Genomic DNA, 15,935 nt, shown 5'->3' with positions numbered 1-15,935 from the left:
GGTTGCTAGCTATTGATTCAATAGCACACCACGCCCGCCGTTCAAGCGCTGCAACCTCAAAGGTACTTGAAATGCGCGTGATCGTTCTTGGCGCCGGCCTGCTCGGCGTGACCTCGGCTTACTACCTCCAGCAACTCGGCCACGAAGTGACCGTGATCGACCGGCAGGCCACCCCGGCCGCCGAAACCAGCTTCGCCAACGGCGGGCAGATCTCGGTCAGCCATGCCGAACCCTGGGCCAATCCCAGCGCGCCGCTGAAGGTGCTGCAGTGGCTGGGCAAGGAAGACGCCCCCCTGCTCTTCCGCATCCGCGCCGACATGCGCCAGTGGCTCTGGGGCCTGCAGTTCCTGCGCGAATGCACGCCGGCGCGCACCCGCCACAACATCGAGCAGATCGTGCGTCTTGGTACATACAGCCGCTCGATGTTGCAACAGTTGCGCCGCGACACCGGTCTGAACTACGACCAGCGCACGCAGGGCATCCTGCACTTCTACACGACGCAGAAAGAGTTCGACGGCGCCCTCGCGCCCGCCGAGCAGATGCGCGCCCTGGGCTGCGAGCGCCAAGTCATCTCGGCCGACGAAGCCGTGAAGATCGAGCCCGCCCTCGCCCACATCCGGCCCAAGCTGGCCGGCGCCACCTACACGGCCGAGGACGAGTCCGGCGACGCCAACCGCTTCGCGCGCGAACTGGTGGGCCTGGCCACGGCAGCGGGCGTCAGGTTCCTGATGAGCCACACCGTGACCGCGCTGCGCGAGGCCGGCGGCAGCATCGACCACGTCGAGGCCACCGACAGCGAAGGCCGCTTCCAGCGCATCCGCGGCGACGCCTTCGTGCTGGCGATGGGTTCGCTGAGCCCGCTGTATGCCGCGCCGCTGGGCATCCGCCTGCCGATCTACCCGGCCAAGGGCTATTCGGTGACGCTGCCCGTGAAGGACGCCTCGAAGGCGCACCAGGTCTCGCTGACGGACGACGAATTCAAGCTCGTGTTCTCGCGCTACACATCCGAGTCGGGCGACCGCCTGCGCATCGCCGGCACGGCCGAGCTCAATGGCTACGACCGCGACCTGAACCGGGTGCGCTGCGAAGCCATCGTGCGCCGCGTGGAAGAGCTGTTCCCGGGCGCCGGGGATACCACACAGGCGCAGTTCTGGACCGGCCTGCGTCCCGCGACGCCGAGCAACGTACCGCTGATCGGCAAGACGAAGCTCCCAAATCTGTTCCTCAACACCGGCCACGGCACGCTCGGCTGGACGCACGCCTGCGGTTCGGGCAAGTCGATCGCGCGCATCGTGAGCGGGCTGGCGCCGGAGGTCGATTTCGCGTTCACCGGCATGCCCGCGCCCGCGCCGCGCGCGCTGCAGCCGGCCTGATCGCAGTCAGTCGTTGCTGGCGAACACCGTCAGCACGCCGGTGTAGCCATACAGATGGTGGCGGGCGATCTCGCCCGCCGCGAAGAACCCCACCAGCGGCACGTCGCCCAGCGCGTGCCGCACGATCTGCAGTTCCGCACCCGGCGCGCCGCCGGGCGGACCGCCGCGCCCGGAACAGCTGACGTACACCGCCCCCGCGATGTGCCGCGCCGGATGCGGCGCCGCCTCGGCCTCGCCCGCCGCGACGGCGCGCGCCGTGGCCAGCGTCTGCTCTTCGGGCTCCAGTTCCTCGCGGATTTCGGCGCAGATGCGCATCAGGTCGGCACGCGCGGCTTGCGCATTGCGGCGGCAGAAGCTCAGCCGCATGCCGGCCTCGGCCACGTCGGCGATCGCGATGCCGCGGCGCGTCGGGTCCAGCCCGATGATGTGGCGCACCAGCACGTCGGCACCCAGGTCGCCGGTGCGGCGGATGCCGTCGCTGCCCGCGTCGGCCAGGCCGACCAGCGTGTTACGCACGGCGTCGATGGCCTCCTGCGGCCGCTCGAGCGACACCTGCAGGTCGGCCAGCAGCACGTCGAGCGCCGGCTCGCCGTCGAGCTTCAGCAGCAGGTTGCCGTCGGCCTCGGTGATCTCGCGCTCGCGCGCCGCCCCCGATCGCAGCGGCTGGCAGCCCTGCGTGACGCGCGACACCAGCCGCACGCCCTCGCCGAAAACCACGCCTGACAGGCCGCCCGAGAACACCCCGCCCGCCGCCCCGTGCCCGCGGATGTTGCCGTTGCCGCCGACCGCGAACTGCAGCGCGCTGCCACGCCCCGAAGACAAGCCGCCGAACAGGTAGCCCGTGTTCGTGCGCCCCGCCATCTCGGCGATCAGCTCGGCAAGGTCGGGGGTGGCCGGGTCGGCATGCACCAGCGCCGTGTGGGCCTCGAAGCCGCTCATCTCGGAGTTGCCCAACGGCGCCACGCCCGAGAACACGCGGTATTGGTCGCTGGGCAGGGCACAGAGCATCAGGCTCAGCCCGGGCTCGTCGAAATACTCGGCATTGTTGGCCGACACGCCGACGCCGACCGTGCCCGACCAGTCGGTCACTTCGGGCAGCTCCGCGCTCAGGTGATCGAGGATGTCCTGCGCCTCGCTCGCATAGTGGTCGGTGATGTAGAGCAGCCCGAGCGTCGGCGAAGACGCGTAGTCGGGCAAGGCCATCTGTGCGCGCAGCTGGGCCAGCACGAGGCCGGCCGCCATACGCCATTGCGGATGGGTGGCGTGGCCGGAGGGAAACAACTTCATGGTGCGTGCCAACCCGTTCTCTTCAACGAATGAATGTGTATGACGTCAACGCCGGCCGGAGGTTCGCTTGCGGGCGGCGGTCGACGGCCTTTTCTTTGCGGCCGGCGCTGCAGTCTTCTTGGCTGCTGCGGGCTTGCGGGCAGCCGCAGCGGGCTTGCCCATGACCGTGTCGACCGCGTCGACCAACGGCTGGGCCATGGCCGGCACCTTCAGCTGCGCCGCGTCCTGCAGCGCCGAGCTTGCGATCTGCTGGAACTGCTCGGTGAGCGAGCCCCACCACTGCATGGGGTCGACCACGCCGGGGCCGTCGGGCGAGCCGGCATTCGCCTTGGCCGCAGCAGGCCTGCTGCGCGGCTTCTTCGGCGCCGGAGCTTGCTCCTCGGGCATCTCGTCCGCGTCTTCGACCTCTTCGGGTTCGGGGTCGGGTTCGGGCTCGGGGGATGCCGCTGGCGCCATCGCGGCTGCCTGCTTGGTGAACGCGTTGGCGATGTCTTCCATCCGCACATTCATGCCGCGCAGCGTCGACAAGGTCATCTTCTGCACTTCGAGCGCCTGGATGGTGGCCTTGAGGGCATGGCCGTTCTGTTCGAGCCAGTACTGCACGGTCTTGAGTTCCTGGATGCGCTTGTCGACCTCTTCCACGCTCAGCGTGGGCGCCACCCAGCTCGCAAGGCTCGGCATCCCCGGCACCGAGCCGGCGCCCGAGCCCGCCGCGGCGCCGCCGGCGAGGTTCTTCAAGAAGTCGAATCCGGGAACGAACTGGCTGAAGTCGAAGGGCTTGCTGGCGTTGCTCATGCGGAGGTCTCCTGGGATGGTTTTCTTGTGTTGCCAGCTTACTCCAAGCCCCCGGCCTTTTTCGGCCTTTCGGCACCGTCAGAGTTCGCTTCGGACCTTGCTGAAGACCTTCCAGAAGGCCGCGTCCTGCGAGGTCGCGAAGTTGATCCGCATCATGGTGCTCGGCGGGCGGCGCGCGTGGAACAGCGAGCCCGGCGCCAACAGGTAGCCCTGGTCGAGCATGCGCTGGGTGAGCGCGTCGGTGTCCACGCCCGTATCGACCCAGCCGAACAGCCCCGCTGGCTCCGAGGCGAAAGTGCAGCCATGCGACATGGCCAGCTTCACCGCCCGTCCCCGTGCACCGTCGAGGCGGATGCGCACGCGCTCCGAATGCCGGCGCAGTTGCCCCTGGTCGATGCACCACGACAAGGCCCGCTCGAACAGCGTGGGCGAGGTCAGCGTGGCCAGCAGCTTGGTTTCGAGCAGCCGTTCCTTCAGCGCGGGCGGCGCGGCCAGGAAGCCGATGCGCCAGTTGGGCGCCAGGATCTTCGCGAAGCCGCTCACGTAGATGGTGCGCTGCAGCCCGTCGAGCGCGCTGAGCCGGGTGGCGTGCTCGGGTGCGAGGTGGCTGTAGGTGTCGTCCTCGACGATGTGGAAGTCGTGCTCGTTCGCCAGCTTGAGCACGCGGTGCGCGCTGCCCGGCGTGAGGCTGTAGCCGGTCGGGTTGTGCAGCACGCTCACGCTGACGAACAGCTTGGGGCTGTGCAGCCTGCAGTACTGCGCCATCACCTCCAGGTCGGGCCCGTCGGCACGGCGCGGCACGGGCAGGATGCGCATGCCCAGCGCCTCGAGCCGCGCGAACTCCAGCGCCCAGCCCGGCTCCTCGACCATCACCGGATCGCCCGCGCGCAACAGCGTGCGGCTCACGATGTCCAGCGCATGCGTGGCGCCGATGGTGGTCACGATCTGCTCGGGCGACGCCGGCACGTTGATGCCCACCAGCTTCTGCGAGAGGCTGCGCCGCAGGCTCATGTCGCCGGCCGGCTCGCCGTACTGGAGCGACAGCTCCTGCAGGGCGGCTGTACTGGTCATGCGCCGCACGGCCGTGGGCATGAAGGTCGACGCCATCCAGTCCGGCGGGAACACGCCCATGCCCGGCTGCGGCTTGTCGCTCGGGCGGTGGAACATGCTGCGGATCAGCGAGCTCGCATCCGCCGGTATGCGCGAGGCCATCATCTGCATGACCATGGGCGCGGCCGCGGCCGGATTCGGCGGACGGCCCTCCTGCGCAGGGGCGGAATCCCGCACATAGAAGCCGCGCTGCCGGCGGGCCTCGACGAGGCCCTGCGCCAGCAGCTGATCGTAGGCGGCGACGACGGTATAGGGACTCACGCCCTGCTGCCGCGCGCATTCGCGCACCGAGGGCAGGCGGGCGCCGGGCGGCAGCAGGCGGGTGCGGATGCGCTCGGCCAGGCGGTCGGCCAACTGCCCCGTCAGCGACTGGGTGGAGGTGCGTGTCAGCATGCGTTTTCCGGGCCGGGCCGGCTTCTGTGTCGAAGGACTGACCAATACAGATTGCCTGATTGTTCGATCATCTGTACCGGAACTGTAATGGTCTCAAGTTTAGAGTGTGTGTCATGAACTGGCAAGAATTCACCGCGCTGCTGGTGCTGGCCACGGCGATGAGCTTCTCGCCCGGTCCCAACACCACGCTCTCCACCGCCCTCGCGGCCAACGGCGGCCTGCCGCGCGCCATGCGCTTCGTGGTCGCGGTGCCCGTGGGCTGGACCCTGCTGCTGGCGCTGTGCGCCGCCGGCATTGGCGCGCTGGTGGTGGCCATGCCCTCGCTGCGCCTGGCCATCAAGGGGCTGGGCATCGGCTACCTGCTGTGGCTCGCGTACAAGCTCAGCGGCAGCGCCACGCTCGGCAAGGCCGACGGGGCGAGCCTGTCGGTCGGCTTCGGACAGGGCGTGATGCTGCAGTTCGTGAACATCAAGGCGTGGCTGCTCGCGCTCACGCTGGTGGCGGGCTGGATCGCCGGCCAGCCCGACGCCCTGGGCCGCTTCGCCATCGTGGCGCCGGTAATGCTCATCTATGCCTTCACGAGCAATTTCGCCTATGCGATGGTCGGCGCGCTGCTGCGCGAATGGCTTGCCAAGGGTTCGCGGCTGCTGTGGTTCAACCGCGCGATGGGTCTCGTCCTCGTGCTCACCGCCTGGTGGATGGTGAGCGTATGAAGCTCGCCATGAAAGACGAGACGCTGGGCATGTGGCTCGGCGTCATCGGCGTCGCGATGTTCGCCGTCACCCTGCCCATGACGCGCCTGGCCACCGGCTCGCAGGACGCGCCGCAGCTGTCGCCGTGGTTCGTCACGCTCGGCCGTGCGGCGCTGGCAGGCGTGCTGTCGGCCATCTTCCTGCTGGCAACGCGCTCGCCGAGGCCCGCCGCGCACCAGTGGAAGCCGCTGGGCATGGCCGTGCTGGGCAACGCCATCGGCTTTCCGCTTCTGCTGGCCTTTGCGCTGCGCGTGGTCACGGCCAGCCACGCGGCGGTGGTGACGGCGCTGCTGCCGCTGGTCACGGCCGCCGTGGCGGCCCGGGTGCTGCACCAGCGCGCGCGGCTCGGCTTCTGGCTCTGCGCCATTGCGGGCAGCCTGCTGGTGGTGGCGTTCTCGGTACTGCGCGCGAGCCAGGGTGGCCATGGCTTCGGTTTCGAGTGGGCCGACCTGCTGCTGGTGGGCGCGGTCATCGCCGCCTCCTTCGGCTACATCTACGGCGCACAGGTCACACCATCGCTAGGCGCCGAGCGCGTGATCTGCTGGGTCTGCGTGATGGCGCTGCCCTTTACGCTGCCGGCCGCGCTGGCGCTGTGGCCGCAGCAGCCCGTCGCGGTGTCGGCCTGGGTGGGCTTCGTCTACGTCGGCATGTTCTCGATGTGGATCGGCTTCTTCGCCTGGTACCGCGGCCTCGCCCTCGGCGGCGCGCTGCGCGTAAGCCAGACGCAGCTGCTGCAGCCCTTCCTGTCGATCCTCGCGTCGATCCCGCTGCTGGGCGAACCGCTCGACGTGGTGACGCTGGGCTTCGCCATCGCGGTGGTGGCCACGGTGGTCATCGGCAAGCGCCTGTCGCAACCGCAGGCCGCGCCAGCTGCAGCATCGCTGCCCGCAGGCGCCGTCGGCCCGGGGAGAAGCTGACGATGTTCAGCCACATCACCGTCGGCTGCACCGACCTGCCGCGCGCCGCCGCCTTCTACGACGCGCTGCTCGCCCCGCTCGGCCTGAAGCGCCGCCCGGTCACGCCCGACGGCGGGCCCGAGGCGGCCTGCTGGGTCGTGCCGGGGCAGGTGCTGCCGCGCTTCTACGTGTACATCCCGCTGGACGGCGAACCCGCCAGCGCCGGCAACGGCAGCATGGTCGCGTTCTCCGCGGCCTCGGCCGAAGCCGTGAATGCCGCCCACGAGGCGGCCCTGCGCCACGGCGGCCGCGACGAAGGCGCGCCGGGCCCCCGCCCACGCTATGGCCATGGCTATTACGGCGCCTACCTGCGCGACCCGGACAGCAACAAAATCCATGTCGTGTACCGTGGCGACATCCCAACGGACTGACCTCCGGCCCGCCTGCCCCCTATCCGAATCTCACCTCACCGCCTGAAAGAAGAAAGCCATGAACTGGAAACTCGCCGCCCGCGCCGCCAAGATGAATCCTTCGGTGCTGCGTGAAATCCTCAAGGTCACCGAGCGCCCCGGCATCATCAGCCTGGCCGGCGGCCTGCCCTCGCCCAAGACCTTCCCGATCCAGGCCTTTGCCGATGCCTGCGCCGAAGTGCTGCACAACGACGGCCAGGCCGCGCTGCAGTACGCCGCCAGCGAAGGCTACGCGCCGCTGCGCCAGGCCGTGGCCGACATGCTGCCGTGGGACGTCGATGCCTCGCAGGTGCTCATCACCACCGGCTCGCAGCAGGGCCTCGACCTGGTGGCCAAGGTGCTGATCGACCCGGGCAGCAAGGTGCTGGTCGAGACGCCCACGTACCTCGGCGCGCTGCAGGCCTTCGGCCCGATGGAGCCGCACCCGGTGGGCGTGGCCAGCGACGATGACGGCGTGATCGTCGAAGACCTCGTGGCCAAGGCCAAGGACGCTCGCTTCGTCTACCTGCTGCCCAACTTCCAGAACCCCACCGGCCGCACCATGACCGAGGAGCGCCGCGCCGCCGTGTCCGCCGCCGCCACGGCCGCCAACCTGCCCATCGTCGAGGACAACCCCTACGGCGAACTCTGGTTCGACGAAGCCCCGCCGCTGCCGCTGGCCGCGCGCAACCCCGAGGGCGTGATCTACCTGGGCTCGTTCTCGAAGGTGCTGGCGCCCGGCCTGCGCCTGGGCTTCCTGGTGGCGCCGAAGTCCATCTACCCGAAGCTGCTGCAGGCCAAGCAGGCGGTCGACCTGCACACGCCGATCTTCACGCAGCGCATGGTCTCTGCCGTGATGAAGGACAAGTTCCTCGACCGCCACGTGCCCACCATCCGCGCCCTCTACAAGCGCCAGCGCGACGCGATGATCGCCGCGCTCACGCGCGAGATGAAGGGCCTGGACGTGAAGTTCAACGCGCCCAAGGGCGGCATGTTCCTGTGGGCGCGGCTGCCCGAGGGCGTCGACACCGTCACGCTGCTGCCCAAGGCGGTGGAGCGCAACGTGGCCTTCGTGCCCGGCGCGCCGTTCTATGCGGGCGAAGGCGATCCGCGCACGCTGCGCCTGTCGTTCGTGACGGCCAGCGTGGAAGAAATCGACATCGCCATCGCCGCGCTGGCACAGACGCTGCGCGAAGAGCTGGTGCTGCTCGGCGACAGGCAACTGGCCGCCGCGCAGGTCTGACCCAGGAGCCTCCCTTGATCGGCCTCGTAACGCTCTCGCTCTTCCTGCTCGCGGTACTGGCGCTGTTCCTGTCGCCCGGCCCGAACATGGCCTTCGTGCTCTCGCACGGCGTGGCCCACGGTCCGCGCGGCGGCTTTGCGGCGGCCCTCGGCATCTCGGCGGCCGACCTCGTGCACACGCTGTTCGCCGCCACAGGCGTCACCGCGCTGGTGGCGGCGTGGCCGCCCTCGTTCGACGTGCTGCGCTATGCGGGCGCGCTGTACCTGGTGTGGCTGGCAGTGCAGGCGCTGCGAAGCGGCGGCGGCCTTCGCACGGGCGCGCAGGCGCAGCCGGCCGGGTTCGGGCGCATCGTGCGCATGGCGCTGCTGAACAACCTCGTCAACCCGAAGGCGCTGCTGTTCTTCATGGTGTTCCTGCCGCAGTTCGTCGATCCGGCGCGCGGCAGCGTGCCGCTGCAGCTGGTGCAGCTCGGCGTGGTGCTGTCGATGGCCGCGCTGGCCTTCAACACGCTGCTGGGCGCATGCAGCGGCCAGATCGGCCGCTGGCTGCACAGCCGACCCGGTGCGGCACGGTTCCAGAGCGGCCTGCTGGCCGCCGTGATGCTGGGGCTGGCCGTGCGCCTGCTCTTCCTCGACCGTCCTTCACCCCGCTGACAAAGAAACCGACCATGCTCAACATCTGGGGCCGCATCAGTTCGATCAACGTCCGCAAGGTGGTGTGGTGCGCACAGGAACTCGGGCTCGACTTCCAGCGCACCGAGGCCGGCGGCAGGTTCGGCGTGGTGCAGACGCCCGAATACCTCGCGCTCAACCCGAATGCGATGGTGCCCACCATCGACGACGGCGAAGGCGCCGAGCGCGTGACGCTGTGGGAGTCGAACGTGATCGTGCGCTACCTCTGCGCGAAGCATTCGCACGGCACCCTCTACCCGAGCGAGCTGCCCGCGCGCTTCGACGCCGAGCGCTGGATGGACTGGCAGCAGACCACGCTCAACCGCGCGAGCCGCGACGCCTTCGTGCAATGGGTGCGCACGCCGCCGTCGGAGCGACAGTTGACGCTCATCGACGACTCGGTGCGCGCCAGCGAGGCGCTGTTCGCAATGCTCGACGCGCACCTCGCCCGCCAGCCGTACATGGCCGGCGAGCGCTTCACCATGGCCGACATCCCCATCGGCTGCGAGGCGCACCGCTGGTTCGGCCTGCCCCCCGCCGAATACCGCCGGCCGACGTGGCCGAACGTCGAGCGCTGGTATGCCGAACTGCTTTCCCGCCCGGGCACGCGCGGCGTGCTCGACCTGAGCCTGGAATGACCCCCGGTCTCCGCGCACTTCGTGTCGCTTCGCCACCCCCTTCCAGGGGGCAGCACCTGTGGCCCGGGAAAGCCGATCCACGGTGTTTCCCCGACTGACATCGCCCATTGATCTGATCCTCCCGAGTCTCCAATGAAATCCCGCCCCTTCAAGCAAGTCGACGTCTTCACCGCCACGGCCTACCGCGGCAATCCGCTCGCCGTCGTCATCGACGGCACGGACCTCGACGACGCCGCGATGCAGCGCTTCGCGCAGTGGACCAACCTGTCCGAGACCACCTTCCTGCTGCCGCCCACCGACCCGGGCGCCGACTATCGCGTGCGCATCTTCACGCCCGGCGGCGAGCTGCCGTTCGCCGGCCACCCGACCATCGGCAGCTGCCATGCGTGGCTGCAGGCCGGCGGCAAGCCGAAGGCCGCCGGCCTCGTGGTGCAGCAGTGCGGCGCCGGCCTCGTGCCGCTGCGCCGTGAAGGCAGCCGCCTGGCCTTCGCCGCGCCGCCGCTCAGGCGCAGCGCCCCGAGCCCCGCGCTGCTGGCCAAGGTGGCCGGCGCGCTGGGCCTGAAGGCGCAGCAGATCATCGCGGCGCAGGTGCTCGACAACGGCCCGGTCTGGTTCGGCCTGCTGGTCAACGATGCCGACGCCGTGCTGGCGCTCGCGCCCGATCACCGCATGCTCAAGGAGCTGGGCGTGAAGGCGGGTGTGGCCGGCGTGCCCGCCGCGCTCGACACCTCGCCGCTGATCGGCCGCTCGAACCGCGAGGCGCGCGCCTTCGGCAACCGCCCGGCGGCCGCTTACGACGACGGCGCGAAGATCGACCTCGAAGTGCGCGCCTTCGCCGAACCCATCGGCGTGCAGGAAGACCCGGTCACCGGCAGCCTCAACGCGAGCCTGGCCGAATGGCTGATCGCCGACGGCCACATGCCCGAGCGCTACCTCGCCGCGCAAGGCCAGTGCCTGGGCCGCGCGGGCCGCGTCCACATCGAGCGCGACCCCGAGGGAAAGATCTGGGTCGGCGGCGATGCCGTGACCTGCATCGACGGCCACGTCACGCTCTGAACCTCGGCGAGAACCATCGCACCATGCACGCGCAGCTCGACCACCTCGTGATTGCCGCCGCCTCGCTCGCCGAGGGCGTGGCGTGGTGCGAAGCGACGCTCGGCGTGACGCCGGCACCGGGCGGCTCGCATCCGCTGATGGGCACGCACAACCGCCTGCTGAACATCGCGAGCGACGCCTTTCCTGCCGCCTACGCGGAGATCATCGCGATCGAGCCGGGCAAGCGGCCCTCGCGCCCCAAGACGCACCGCTGGTTCGACCTCGACGACGCCGCGATGCAGGCCGGGCTCGCGCGGCACGGGCCGCGGCTGATCCATTTCGTCGCCCGCGTGCCCGATGCGCATGCGGCAACGCGTGCGCTCGCGCATGAAGAGCACGCGCACATCGACCGCGGCCAGCTGCTCGAAGCCTCGCGCGACACGCCCGCCGGCCGGCTCGAGTGGCAGATCACCGTGCGCGACGACGGCCAGCGGCTGTTCTACGGCGCGCTGCCCACGCTGATCCAGTGGGGGCCGGTGCATCCGACCGATGCCATGCCTGCGTCGGGTCTTTCGATGCGCTCGCTGCGCGCCGTGCATCCGCGTGCGCCCGCGCTCTCCGCCGCGCTGTCGGCCATCGGCATGACCGGCATGGCCGTCGCTGCCGGAGCGCCCAACCTCATCGCCGTGCTCGACACGCCGCGCGGCCCCGTCACCCTCGAATCCCAAGGACTCTGACCATGCTGAGCCTCCCTGAAATCGCCTTGTTCGCCCTCGCCTCGCTGCTGCTGGCGCTCACGCCGGGGCCGAACATGATCTATTGCGTCTCGCGCACGCTGATCCAGGGCCGCCGCGCCGGGCTCATCTCGCTGGGCGGCGTGCTGATCGCCTTCCTGGCGCACCTGTTCGCCGCCGCGCTCGGGCTCACCGCGCTGCTGCTGGCCGTGCCGCTCGCGTTCGACGCGATCCGCATCGCGGGCGCGGCCTACCTGCTGTGGCTCGCGTGGCAGGCGGTCAGGCCCGGCGGCAATGCACCTTTCGAGGCGCGCGTGCTGCCGGCCGATCCGCCGGCCAGGCTGTTCCGCATGGGCTTTCTGACGAACCTGCTGAACCCGAAGGTGGCCATGTTCTATCTCTCGTTCTTTCCGCAGTTCATCCATCCCGAGCGCGGATCGGTGCTGCTGCAGAGCATGCAGCTGGGCGTCGCGCAGATGACCGCGAGCGCCGCGGTCAACACGGTGATGATCGTCGGCGCCGCGAGCATCACGGCCGTGCTGTCGCAAAGCGCCGGCTGGCTGCGCGCGCAGCGCTACATCATGGGCAGCGTGCTCGCTGCCCTGGCCGTGCGCGTCGCGCTGACGGAACGCAAATAGATGGGACACCCGATGAGGTTCACCCGCGAAGAAATCGAAGCCGCGCAGCGCACCGTGCATGCGGCCATGCCGCCCACGCCGCAGTACGCCTGGCCGCTTCTGTCGCAGCGCCTGGGCGCCAACGTGTGGGCCAAGCACGAGAACCACACGCCGGCCGGCGCTTTCAAGATCCGCGGCGGGCTGACCTACTTCGAGACCCTGGCGCGCGAGCAGCCGGGCGTGCGCCACGCCATCAGCGCCACGCGCGGCAACCACGGCCAGTCGGTCGGCTTCGCGGCGCGGCGCCATGGGCTGGGCGCGACCATCGTGGTACCGCACGGCAATTCGACCGAGAAGAACGCCGCGATGCGCGCGCTCGGCGTCACGCTGGTGGAGCACGGTGACGACTTCCAGGCGGCTGCCGAGCACGCGGCCGCGCTGGCCGAGCGCGACGGCCTGCACCGCGTGCCATCGTTCCATCGCGAACTGGTGCGCGGCGTGTCGACCGCGTATGTGGAGTTCTTCGACGCCCTGTCGGCCACGCCGCCCGACGTGCTGTTCGTGCCCATCGGCCTGGGCTCCGGCTTTGCCGCGGCAGCGGCGGCGCGTGCGCATTGCGGCGCGTCGACGAAGCTCATCGGCGTGGTGTCGGCGCACGCCACGGCCTACCGCGACTCCTTCCGCGCCGGCAAGCCCGTCGAGTCGCCCGTCACCACGCGGCTGGCCGACGGCATGGCCTGCCGCGTGCCGGTGCCCGAGTCGGTCGAGGTGATCCTGCGCGAAGCCGACGACGTCATCACCGTCACCGACGACGAGATCGCCGAGGCCATGCGCATCCTGTTCAGCGACACGCACAACGTGGCCGAGGGCGCGGGCGCCGCGGCGCTGGCGGGCGCGCTTCAGCAGCAGGAACGCTGGCGCGGCAAGACGGTGGGCGTGTGCCTGAGCGGGGGCAATGTCGATACCGGCATGTTTGCCGCGGTGCTGGGGCACAGCGCTTCGTAATCCGGAGTCAGCAGGGCCTGGGCAGCGGGCCGGTGTTGGCGATGTCTCATCGGCACCGCCACCGCGTGCCTGCACGCCGGGAACGGCCAACGCCAGAAGGCCGTTCAATCCGGACATCGACCCGGCTGGAGTCGGCGTGGACCACATGCGTGTGCATCGGGTCCCCGGTGCCATGCCGGACGACATCTTGGGCAAAGGCACCTCAGGTGCGACCTTCACCAGCTACGCGGTGAACTTCATCTGGGCGCCGCTGCACAGCCTGGCCGAGCGGCTGTGCTACTGGCCCACCTTCCCGGAAGAATGGAACAGCGACTGCGGCCAGCGCCGCCGCGAGAGCGGCATCGGCGCCGAGGAACCTTTGCGCTGGATCATCAGGCCCTGACCTCGTCGCCTCGGCCATGGAGCTGAGCTTCGCGAAGGCGCCAATCACTCTGCTGTCGCGCGTGAGGACGTCACCAGCTCATGGCAGCGGACCGGTATTGGCCGTGTCCAGCGGCAGCCTCGACACCTCTTCCAGCAGCAGCGCAAGCTGACGCGCGGCCTCGTCGACCACCGCCTGCCCATGCGCCGCCGTGGCGGCGGCCGCGTTGCCGGCGGCGCCGTGCGGGTTGTAGTCCTCGATGGCCCAGCCGAGCTTGGCGCTCTTGCCGTTGCCCAGGATCGCGTAGTCGGCCGCGCGCTGGCGCGAGGTGGAGTCGAAATCCTGCGCCTCGCCCATGCGAACCAGCTGCGGCGACAGCGCCAGCATCATCGAGGTCTCGATCTCGCCCGCGTGCACGCCGAACCGGTGCTCCTGCGCGCTGAACTGCGCGCCCGCGTCGCCCAGCGGCAGGTTGAACCAGCTCACGCTGTAGACGATGAGCCCATGCTCGGCGCGCAGCTCGCGCGCCACGATGTCCATCGGGCCCACGTGGCCGCCGTGGGCGTTGAACAGCACCAGCTTCTTCACCCCGGCGCGCGCAACGCCGGCGCCGATTTCCTTCCACATGCGGATCAGCGTTTCGGCCGACAGCGTGAGCGTGCCCGCGAAGCGCGCGTGCTCGGGGCTCAGGCCGATCTGCTGGGTCGGCAGGAACAGCACCGGCAGTTCGGCCGGCAGCAGGGGCAGCGAGGCGGCGACGATGCCGTCGGCCAGCACGGTGTCCACGCCCAGCGGCAGGTGCGGGCCGTGCTGCTCGGTCGCGCCCAGCGGCAGCACCGCGACGGTGGTCGCCGCATCGAGCGACGCGAAATCGCGCGTGGTGAGCTGGGACCAGAAGCGGGGCAACGAAGGGGCCGAAGGAGCATTCATCACGCAATCTTAGGCTGGTGGCGAGCCGGCCTCGAAAGCTTCGGTCCGGACAAGGCGGTCGACGCGGACGCCAAAAACGCCAAGCTATTCACACATACAACCAGTTCGTGGCACTTTGGTTTGCGTTAGTTAACAGTTCTGTCTAGAGTGATTCTTGATTTGATTTTCTAGAACCGCCGACCTGTCACATATCGGTGGTTCGGCTTTCGCGGCGGCATCTTTAGTCGTGAAAGCTGTGATTCCAAGGGAGCAGAGTGTTCATCCAGAAAATAACTGGAGGCACGATCACGGACGGACGCAAATCGGCGTCCGCCCGATCGTTGCCTCGCCATCTCGCGCAGGCGGCACGAGAATTTCCGTCCCTCGTCTGCATGCTGGCCTTCGGCGCGTCCGGGGTATTCGCAGGACCGTCGGTCACCGCGGCACCCGCGGTCGACCGGAGTGCATCAGCCTACGACGCCCAGCGGCACGATGCGCTGATCGTCGCGCGCCGCGAAGGCCGCATCACCGCGGCCCAGGCGCTGCAGCAATTGAAGGACTGGCTCGCCGCGCCGATCGACGGCGCAGCCCGCCAGCGAGTGGCCTCCGATGCGATCGCGATCGCCTCCGCCGACGGCCGCTTTGCCGAAGCCGCCGCGCTGGGCCGCCAGGCCAAGCCGTCGAAACTGAGCGACTACGCCCTGGGCCCGCTCGCACTGGCCGCGCGGCGCACGCATGACCTTGCCCTGCAGGGCGAGGCCATCGGCCTCTGGCGCGCGCATCAGCCCGGGGCGCGCGAGGCGCGCATCCACGAGGCCTACTGGCGCCTCGACAGCGGCGACGTCGCGGGCGCGCAGGCGCTGTACCGCGCGCTGTCGCAGCCGGCGCCCACGCAGGTCGAAGACCGCGTCGCGCTGCTGGAGCTGCGCGCCGCCCTGGCGCGCGCCGAAAAAGATCCGCTGCAGGCGCTCGCCGCCTATACCGAGGCCGGCGCACTGCGGCCCGGGCGCGGCGACATCCGGCGCGAGGCCGACTTCCTGCTCGCGAGCAGCGGCGCCGCATCGAGCGCCTTCGACAACGCCGAGGCGGCGGAGCGCGCCGCGCCGGGCAGCTTTTCGCCGCTGGCGTTTTCCACCCTGCAGCAGGAGGCGCTGGCGCAGCGGCTGCGATGGGCGATCCAGGCGCGCGACCAGCGCATTGGCGCGGAGCGCGTCACTGCACTCGATCGCGTGCTCGGCGACCAGGAAGCCGCCTTGGCACGGGCCGACGCCGCGGCCTCGAAAGCCGCGCCCGAAGACGCCGGCGCATGGCGCACCGTGCGCGCGCGGCTGCTGTCCGATCGCCTGCTCGCGCTGGTCGAACGCGGCCACCCGGCCGACGCCGTCGCGCTCTACGACACAGTGCGCGCCACAGGCACGGAACTGCCGCCCTACGGGCTCGGCGCCGCTCGGCCGAGGCCGTGCCGATCTACGAAACGGCCATCGCCCGCGGCGGCGCCGACCTGCCCATGCCCAACGACATCCACCTGGGGCTGGTCTACGCCTATCAAGACGTCGGCCGCTTCAGCGATGCCGAGGCACTGCTGCAGCGGCTCGAAGCCGCCACGCCGGCCCTGCTGCACCTCGCGCCGGAAGCCGGCCGCCCCAACGGCGAGTACACCGAGGTGA

At 70.1% G+C, this 15,935-nt stretch carries 17 protein-coding genes; 13 read left to right on the top strand and 4 right to left on the bottom strand.

Translation table 11 applies throughout. The annotated features are described in order from the left end of the window. Nucleotides 1–71 precede the first annotated feature (71 nt). Nucleotides 72–1,373, top strand: coding sequence for a D-amino acid dehydrogenase (locus ACEN9N_RS28290; protein ID WP_413335057.1), 1,302 nt, complete (start codon nt 72–74; stop codon nt 1,371–1,373). Between the two features lie 6 nt (nt 1,374–1,379). Here the strand turns inward: ACEN9N_RS28290 and ACEN9N_RS28285 are convergent, their stop codons facing one another. The 3 genes from ACEN9N_RS28285 to ACEN9N_RS28275 all read right to left on the bottom strand — a co-directional run bounded on the left by ACEN9N_RS28285 (nt 1,380) and on the right by ACEN9N_RS28275 (nt 4,958). Further along, nucleotides 1,380–2,660, bottom strand: coding sequence for an FIST signal transduction protein (locus tag ACEN9N_RS28285; RefSeq protein ID WP_495655048.1), 1,281 nt, complete (start codon nt 2,658–2,660; stop codon nt 1,380–1,382). 45 nt (nt 2,661–2,705) lie between these two features. Next, the gene (locus ACEN9N_RS28280; RefSeq protein WP_495655047.1) at nt 2,706–3,455 is read right to left on the bottom strand and encodes a PhaM family polyhydroxyalkanoate granule multifunctional regulatory protein; all 750 of its coding nucleotides are present in this window, start codon (nt 3,453–3,455) and stop codon (nt 2,706–2,708) included. Between the two features lie 78 nt (nt 3,456–3,533). Next, nucleotides 3,534–4,958, bottom strand: a complete 1,425-nt coding sequence (locus ACEN9N_RS28275) for an aminotransferase-like domain-containing protein (RefSeq protein WP_413335051.1) — start codon at nt 4,956–4,958, stop codon at nt 3,534–3,536. Nucleotides 4,959–5,071: 113 nt separating this feature from the next. On the opposite strand from ACEN9N_RS28275, the gene ACEN9N_RS28270 reads away from it, so the two are divergent. The 11 genes from ACEN9N_RS28270 to ACEN9N_RS28220 all read left to right on the top strand — a co-directional run bounded on the left by ACEN9N_RS28270 (nt 5,072) and on the right by ACEN9N_RS28220 (nt 13,380). Then, nucleotides 5,072–5,671: a LysE family translocator gene (locus tag ACEN9N_RS28270; RefSeq protein ID WP_413315846.1), complete on the top strand. Its 600-nt coding sequence runs from the start codon at nt 5,072–5,074 to the stop codon at nt 5,669–5,671. An 8-nt stretch (nt 5,672–5,679) separates the two neighbouring features. Next, nucleotides 5,680–6,627 carry a DMT family transporter gene (locus ACEN9N_RS28265; protein WP_495655046.1) on the top strand — a complete coding sequence of 316 codons (948 nt, stop codon included), beginning with the start codon at nt 5,680–5,682 and terminating at the stop codon, nt 6,625–6,627. Nucleotides 6,628–6,629: 2 nt separating this feature from the next. Next, the gene (locus ACEN9N_RS28260) at nt 6,630–7,037 is read left to right on the top strand and encodes a VOC family protein (RefSeq protein WP_413315850.1); all 408 of its coding nucleotides are present in this window, start codon (nt 6,630–6,632) and stop codon (nt 7,035–7,037) included. Between the two features lie 58 nt (nt 7,038–7,095). Further along, on the top strand, nt 7,096–8,298 hold the full coding sequence (locus tag ACEN9N_RS28255; protein WP_007838940.1) for an aminotransferase-like domain-containing protein: 1,203 nt from the start codon (nt 7,096–7,098) through the stop codon (nt 8,296–8,298). Nucleotides 8,299–8,312: 14 nt separating this feature from the next. Continuing rightward, nucleotides 8,313–8,951 carry a LysE family translocator gene (locus ACEN9N_RS28250; RefSeq protein ID WP_495655045.1) on the top strand — a complete coding sequence of 213 codons (639 nt, stop codon included), beginning with the start codon at nt 8,313–8,315 and terminating at the stop codon, nt 8,949–8,951. Nucleotides 8,952–8,965: 14 nt separating this feature from the next. Continuing rightward, on the top strand, nt 8,966–9,607 hold the full coding sequence (locus tag ACEN9N_RS28245) for a glutathione S-transferase family protein (RefSeq protein WP_007838937.1): 642 nt from the start codon (nt 8,966–8,968) through the stop codon (nt 9,605–9,607). 132 nt (nt 9,608–9,739) lie between these two features. Beyond that, nucleotides 9,740–10,663: a PhzF family phenazine biosynthesis protein gene (locus ACEN9N_RS28240; protein ID WP_007838935.1), complete on the top strand. Its 924-nt coding sequence runs from the start codon at nt 9,740–9,742 to the stop codon at nt 10,661–10,663. A 23-nt stretch (nt 10,664–10,686) separates the two neighbouring features. Then, complete coding sequence (locus tag ACEN9N_RS28235) at nt 10,687–11,379, top strand: VOC family protein (protein ID WP_495655044.1); 693 nt, start codon at nt 10,687–10,689, stop codon at nt 11,377–11,379. 2 nt (nt 11,380–11,381) lie between these two features. Continuing rightward, the gene (locus ACEN9N_RS28230; protein WP_007838930.1) at nt 11,382–12,014 is read left to right on the top strand and encodes a LysE family translocator; all 633 of its coding nucleotides are present in this window, start codon (nt 11,382–11,384) and stop codon (nt 12,012–12,014) included. Between the two features lie 12 nt (nt 12,015–12,026). Then, nucleotides 12,027–12,998: a threonine dehydratase gene (locus tag ACEN9N_RS28225; protein ID WP_007838927.1), complete on the top strand. Its 972-nt coding sequence runs from the start codon at nt 12,027–12,029 to the stop codon at nt 12,996–12,998. A 172-nt stretch (nt 12,999–13,170) separates the two neighbouring features. Beyond that, a complete protein-coding gene (locus ACEN9N_RS28220) occupies nt 13,171–13,380 on the top strand; it encodes a hypothetical protein (protein WP_495655043.1) in 210 nt (69 codons plus the stop codon). Nucleotides 13,381–13,458: 78 nt separating this feature from the next. On the opposite strand, the gene ACEN9N_RS28215 is transcribed toward ACEN9N_RS28220, so the two are convergent. Continuing rightward, nucleotides 13,459–14,289: a creatininase family protein gene (locus ACEN9N_RS28215; protein ID WP_495655042.1), complete on the bottom strand. Its 831-nt coding sequence runs from the start codon at nt 14,287–14,289 to the stop codon at nt 13,459–13,461. 371 nt (nt 14,290–14,660) lie between these two features. Between ACEN9N_RS28215 and ACEN9N_RS28210 the strand changes: the two genes are divergently transcribed. Further along, nucleotides 14,661–15,935, top strand: a complete 1,275-nt coding sequence (locus tag ACEN9N_RS28210; RefSeq protein ID WP_495655041.1) for a PgaA family protein — start codon at nt 14,661–14,663, stop codon at nt 15,933–15,935.

The sequence above is a fragment of the Variovorax sp. Varisp46 genome (genome assembly GCF_059491885.1).
The sequence above is the reverse complement of the archived record's forward strand: the minus strand, read 5'-3'. Positions and strand labels throughout refer to the sequence as shown.